4 protein-coding genes are annotated in these 5,422 nt (G+C 45.1%); 2 read left to right on the forward strand and 2 right to left on the reverse strand.

Translation table 11 applies throughout. The features are described from left to right. Together HQK80_15085 and HQK80_15090 are read right to left on the reverse strand one after the other, a co-directional pair. On the reverse strand, window positions 1-2,917 hold a 2,917-nt coding region (locus HQK80_15085), incomplete at its 3' end, for a response regulator (protein ID MBF0223518.1). A gap of 10 nt (window positions 2,918-2,927) precedes the next feature. After that, window positions 2,928-3,755, reverse strand: coding sequence for a protein-glutamate O-methyltransferase CheR (locus tag HQK80_15090; GenBank protein ID MBF0223519.1), 828 nt, complete (start codon window positions 3,753-3,755; stop codon window positions 2,928-2,930). A 540-nt stretch (window positions 3,756-4,295) separates the two neighbouring features. Here HQK80_15090 and HQK80_15095 point away from each other — a divergent pair. After that, a complete protein-coding gene (locus tag HQK80_15095; GenBank protein ID MBF0223520.1) occupies window positions 4,296-4,592 on the forward strand; it encodes a hypothetical protein in 297 nt (98 codons plus the stop codon). After that, window positions 4,589-5,422: hypothetical protein (locus HQK80_15100; protein ID MBF0223521.1), on the forward strand; the 834-nt coding region annotated here is incomplete at its 3' end. The genes HQK80_15095 and HQK80_15100, both read left to right, overlap by 4 nt.

The following is a 5,422-nucleotide window of genomic DNA, read 5'->3' on the forward strand; positions in this document are numbered from 1 at the left end:
TCTCCTTTTTCAGTTTATCTTTGCGGATGGTTTTTACGGCGCTGGCCAAACGTTGTAAATCCCCATCTGTCAAGTCTTTGGAGGTCAGAATAATGACTGGCAAGTCGCTGGTTTTAGGATTCTGGCGCAGTTGTTCAAGGACGCTGAAGCCATCCACGTCAGGCATCAACAGATCAAGTATTAGTAAATGCGGCGGGGAGTTGGCAACCATGGCCAGCGCCTCTTTACCATTACTGGCAGTCTCCACAATAAAGCCTTTGGCCTCTAAAAAATTCTTTAAAAATTCCTGCACACCAAGGTCATCGTCGACAATTAACAGGCGCTTGGTCGATACCCCCCTCGATACACGCCCGATCTCCTCCAGTAGTAATTTGTTGTGCACAGGTTTCGGCACGTATCCGGCAGCGCCTAAAGCCCACGCCGTATCCGTGTCCTTTGAGACCGAGGAAATGATTATCGGAATGGCAACAGTTTCCGGAGCAGATTTCAAATGCCTGAGGACCTCCCAGCCATCCATATTAGGCATCAACAGATCAAGGCTGATCACGTCTGGTTGAAGTGCTTTCGCCATCTCCAGCCCTTCTTTACCACTCCTGGCCAAAAGCACCTTGTAACCGCCTTCGATCAGATAGTTTGACAGGGTGGTGCGGGCCTCTTCCTCATCATCAACAACCAAAACAGTCTGGGCGGCGGAATGTTGGTCACTTACCATATTTGGAGTGGGCAGAGCAGCGTTGGTTTCTAAAGGAAGCTTGACACCTGAAATGCTGGTTGGCAGGGTAAGGGTAAAGGTGCTGCCAACACCAGGAGTCGACTCGACCGTGATATTGCCCCCCAGAAGAATTGCCAGCTTCTTGGAAATGGTCAAGCCTAGGCCTGTTCCTTCCTGAGCTCTGGTAAACGAACCATCAACCTGGCGAAACTGATCAAAGATAGTCGCCAGATCGTCAGCTGAGATGCCAATACCGCTATCTTTTACTATGAAAGAGATCTTATCGTCTGCGGTATTAACAGTTATATTAATTAACCCCTTCTCTGTAAATTTTATGGCGTTTGAGCAAAAATTCAGCAGTATCTGATACAGCTTATCTTCATCAGAAAACAGGAGAGGCACCTGATCAATATTCGTTTCAAACTGGATGTTTTTCTTTTGAGCAATGGGCGTTACGGTCTCTAAAACACGGTCAATAATCCTCTGTGCTGCAAATTTTGTTGGGAAAACATCCATGCGGCCTGATTCAATTTTGGTCAGGTCAAGGATGTCGTTGATCAGATTAAGCAGTTGGCGGCCGTTTCGGTCAATAACCTTGAGGTATTCCACTGCCTTGGCCGGGTCCTTGTCAACACCTCTGCTGATCATCAACTGCGATAGACTCATGATGCTGTTTAACGGGGTACGCAGTTCATGGCTCATGTTGGAGAGAAACTCAGATTTTAACTTATCAGCCGCCTGGACCTGAACACCTCTTGCCTCCAGTTCAGCGGTCTGGGCCTGTAATTCGTCGCGCTGCGCCTCCATCTCTTGGGATTGGGCCTGTAGTTCATTGTTGATAGCGCCAAGCTCCTCATTCTGGGCATTAATTTCGCTGGTCTTGGCCTGCAGCTCTTCATTTGCCTGCTGAGAGGCAGCAAAAAGTTCCTTTATCTCTTTGCTTTGAATGGCGTTATTCAGGAGGCTGGATACTGCACTGGACGCTTCATCGACAAACTGTTTCTTTTTGGTATTTATGAACTCAAATGAGGCGACCTCCAGAATAGCCAGCAGCTCGTGCTCATAGATTATCGGCACGGCGTAGATGCAGGTTGGCGGCTCACTGACTGTGCCGCTATTGGCACAGGCGTCACTTCGCGATATATTTTTCAAGAGAATAGGTTTCTTCTCAATGGCAACCTGACCAATGATACCTTCTCCTTCAGCAAAACTGCCGGCCAGATAGTTTCGCTCAACAAAGGCAAATGAAGCGGTAAGGTTGCAGGTACGAGACTTGTTATCGTAAAGATAGAAAGCCCCGGCACAGGCGTCAATGCTCCGAGAGATTATGCTGATGCACTTGTCGGTCAACTCTTCTAACGTCTGATCACCGCTCAATACCCGGTTGATCTCATCTATACTGTTGCGCAGCCAGAGTTGATCCTTGATCATTGAAACCAGGATGTTGAAGTGCGAGGCCAGTTCGGTAATTTCATTTTTGCCCGGTAAATCAATTGGGCTCATATCGCCACTGCTGGTGATTTGGGACATCTTAGTCTGTAAAAGTCTAAGGGATCTGGTAATGCTGCTGATTACCACGAAGGCCGAGAGCAGACAGACAAAGACAACCAGACAGATAGCCCCAAAAATCATAGTCTTAATTTGTTGCAGGGTATCATCGGCACTAGCCATGTAGCTGTCTGCCTTACCGTGGGCATAACGGGAAAGTTCTTGCATCTTCTGCTCGATTTTGGCAACGTGATCAGCCCCCTTTTTGAGGGTGATTCGAGCAGCCCCTTCTTTATCCCCCTGTATAACAAGGTCTACAACTTCGAGCCGGATTGGTTTCCAACCGGAAAAAAGCTCAAAGGTTTCCTGGATAAGTTCTTTTCCCTCAGTTCCGAGGATTTTCTTTTTTATGATGTCCAGATTCTGGTAGACCTCTTTCTCCTGCGCCTGAACAGATTGGATGGTCATGTTTATTTCCATTTGCGACGACACTATTACCAAATCTTTCATCCCCCTATGCATCTTCACAACACCTGATTCTGCCGCAAGCGCCGCAGTTGAAACTTTTAAGGGGTGTTTATAGAGGGTTCTGGTTAACTCACCAAGGATTTGGGCTCTCTGCATAGTAAAGAGGCCAAAGAGGGCAAAAAGGAGCAGGAAAAAGATGAAGAGTACTGTGATTCGAGCTTTTATAGAGAGCTGATTTAAGAAATTCATTGGACTACTCCTATCTTTTTTTGTAAATCCGGTTGGTATGGTCAATTTCAATAAAGTTAGATTTCAGGCTGTCGTCAATCCATTCGGATTCCCCCAGAATCAGATAGCCCGAGCTGTTTAAGGTCTTGACGAATTTTTGGATGGCCCGCCTCTTAGCCGAGTTATTAAAGTATATCATCACATTTCGGCACAACACAAGATCAAATGAGCCGAAAATGCTGGCTGCCGGGGCAATTTTTTCTGATGAAGCGAGGTCATCTAAAGAGAAGTTGACCATTTGCCGAATAGCCGGGTTCAGGATGTACTTTTCCCGGGACTGGCTAAAATATTCGTCAACAATTCCGATCCTTGTATCGACCAGTTTAGCACGAGGGTATACTCCTGCTGCCGCCGATGTAAGCCTTTCCTGATCAATGTCGGTGGCAAAAATATGCACCTTCCAGTTTGTGATCTCCTCATTCAACAGTCGGTGCAGCAGGATGGCAATGGAGTATGGCTCTTCACCGGTGGCGCAGCCCGCACTCCAGACCCGGATCTCCTGACGGCCACTGTGCTGCTTTGCAGCTATTATTGGGGGGAGGAGTTGTTGCTCAATGATAGAGTATACTAAGGTGTTACGAAAAAACAGACTGACGCTGATACCTATTTCATTCATTAAGAGGAGCGCTTCGCCAGGATCTTTTCGGAAATAGGTCAGGTAGTCTTCCGGAACGGTTATGGCAAGACTGGCCATGCGGCTTTTAAGCTTTTTTAATAAAAAACTGCTGTTATAGGAGCCAAGATCAACGTCGTGACGCTGCTTCAGTTCTTTGGCGATATCTTCAACAATTAGAATCATTTAAATGAGTTCCTTATTACTTTGACTCAACTCTTTTGAATCAGTGGACGGGAAGAACACCTGGAACGTTGAACCCTGTCGAACTGTGCTTTTAACCCTGAATTAGTTAATAATTTTTTATCACAAAAATTGTTGGATGTGAAATGAAATATCGGCAGACGATCAAGGCCAAAGCAGCACGAATGCTCGATATCAGCCGTAGCAAACTCTAAACGAAACTTCAAGAACGTAACATCTCTAAATAATCCGCCACCAAGTTTTTCCTCAGGCCCAATAGCGGCTAACTTTACCCCGCACCCTTTATGTGTCCAAAAAACACACATCTGCCCAATACACATATGCCCAACCGTGGACACTATCAGCAGATCAATTGTCTGGCGATTACCAGTAATTGCCTGATATTACAGAGTAAATTTAATTTGTATGAGAGTGGCACAGTTACTGCCTTATGATTAAGCTGTGCTGCATTCGTATAGTGTAAATCCATAAAGACATAGTGGCGATACGATGAGGAAGGAAGAAACAGATTTGAACATTTTCATGGAATCCGTACATCAAATATCACGGCCAATCCTGTTGGCGAACTTTGCTAACAGCCTGTTCTTTGATGATGATTTCAGGGTAATCGAAGAGCTGAAAATGCAGTTCGGCGGCGAGTTGGAAATCTACGTAGCCAGTACATCAGATCGTGAACAGTATGCCCAGAAGTTTGATATCGGCGGTTACCCGATTTTCATTCTCTTTTGTAACAGTGAAGAAATTGCCCGATTTCACGGATCTGCAACCCGCAAAGACCTTGGAGATTTCTGCATGAGGTTCACAGGAAAAAATCGATGAAGGCATTGACAATGAACATAAATAATCTGCCGGAAATTGATCCGAGAATCTTTGATAAACAGATAAAAGAACAAAGGGAAAAACTCAATCGACATAATGATGATGCTCAGGCATGGCTTAAGTTAGGCTGCCTACAGGAAGATAAACTGGAGGTAGTGCGCTTTATCAGCAATCGTAATTTTTTTATCAGGAATATTATTTCAATAACGATTGCGATGATAGGCACCGTTGTTTCATTTCTGATTCTCAATGGAGTTACTTTAGGTTTCTATACCCAGGCTTACAGCCTCTTACAGATTGCTATGCTCAGTCTGCCGGTCGTCTTATCATTACTATGGATGGTTCATATCCGTTACCCAGAATCGGGATACACCTCTTTTAAAAATGCAATCCGGATAGATCCTGCTCTGGGTGAAGCCTATATAAATCTCGGCAGAATCTGCTTAAGGCGGGGTCAAAAGCGAAAAGCATGCCACCTGTTTGAACGGGCAAATCGTCTGGGTGAATCATGCCTGAAATCAGAAACCCAGCTTAAATCAATTTATGAAAAAGAGTTCATCCGTTTCTTTAACCGTAAACAAGAGCACGAGGCCAATAAAGACAGGGAGATCGTTCTGCAACAGCGAGAGATTGAAAAACTAAAAAACGAGATACAATCTCTCGAGTCCATGAATAGATCAACCACGGGAAAAGTAAACCATGTTAAAGCCATGGCCAATCGTAAGATTAAACTCGTTTCGCAGGATTTACTCAAGGAAACAGAGAAGTTCAAACAGGAGTACGAAGAGAAGATCAGTTCACTTGAGAAAAGCACAAACGATAAAGACGAC

The sequence above is a fragment of the Desulfobulbaceae bacterium genome (assembly GCA_015231515.1).
Lineage (GTDB): Bacteria > Desulfobacterota > Desulfobulbia > Desulfobulbales > VMSU01 > JADGBM01.

Bases quoted from the DNA above. Each gene is read 5' to 3' on its own strand.
- HQK80_15090 (MBF0223519.1), bottom strand. From the start codon at position 3,755: ATGATTCTAATTGTTGAAGATATCGCCAAAGAACTGAAGCAGCGTCAC.
- HQK80_15095 (MBF0223520.1), top strand. From the start codon at position 4,296: ATGGAATCCGTACATCAAATATCACGGCCAATCCTGTTGGCGAACTTT.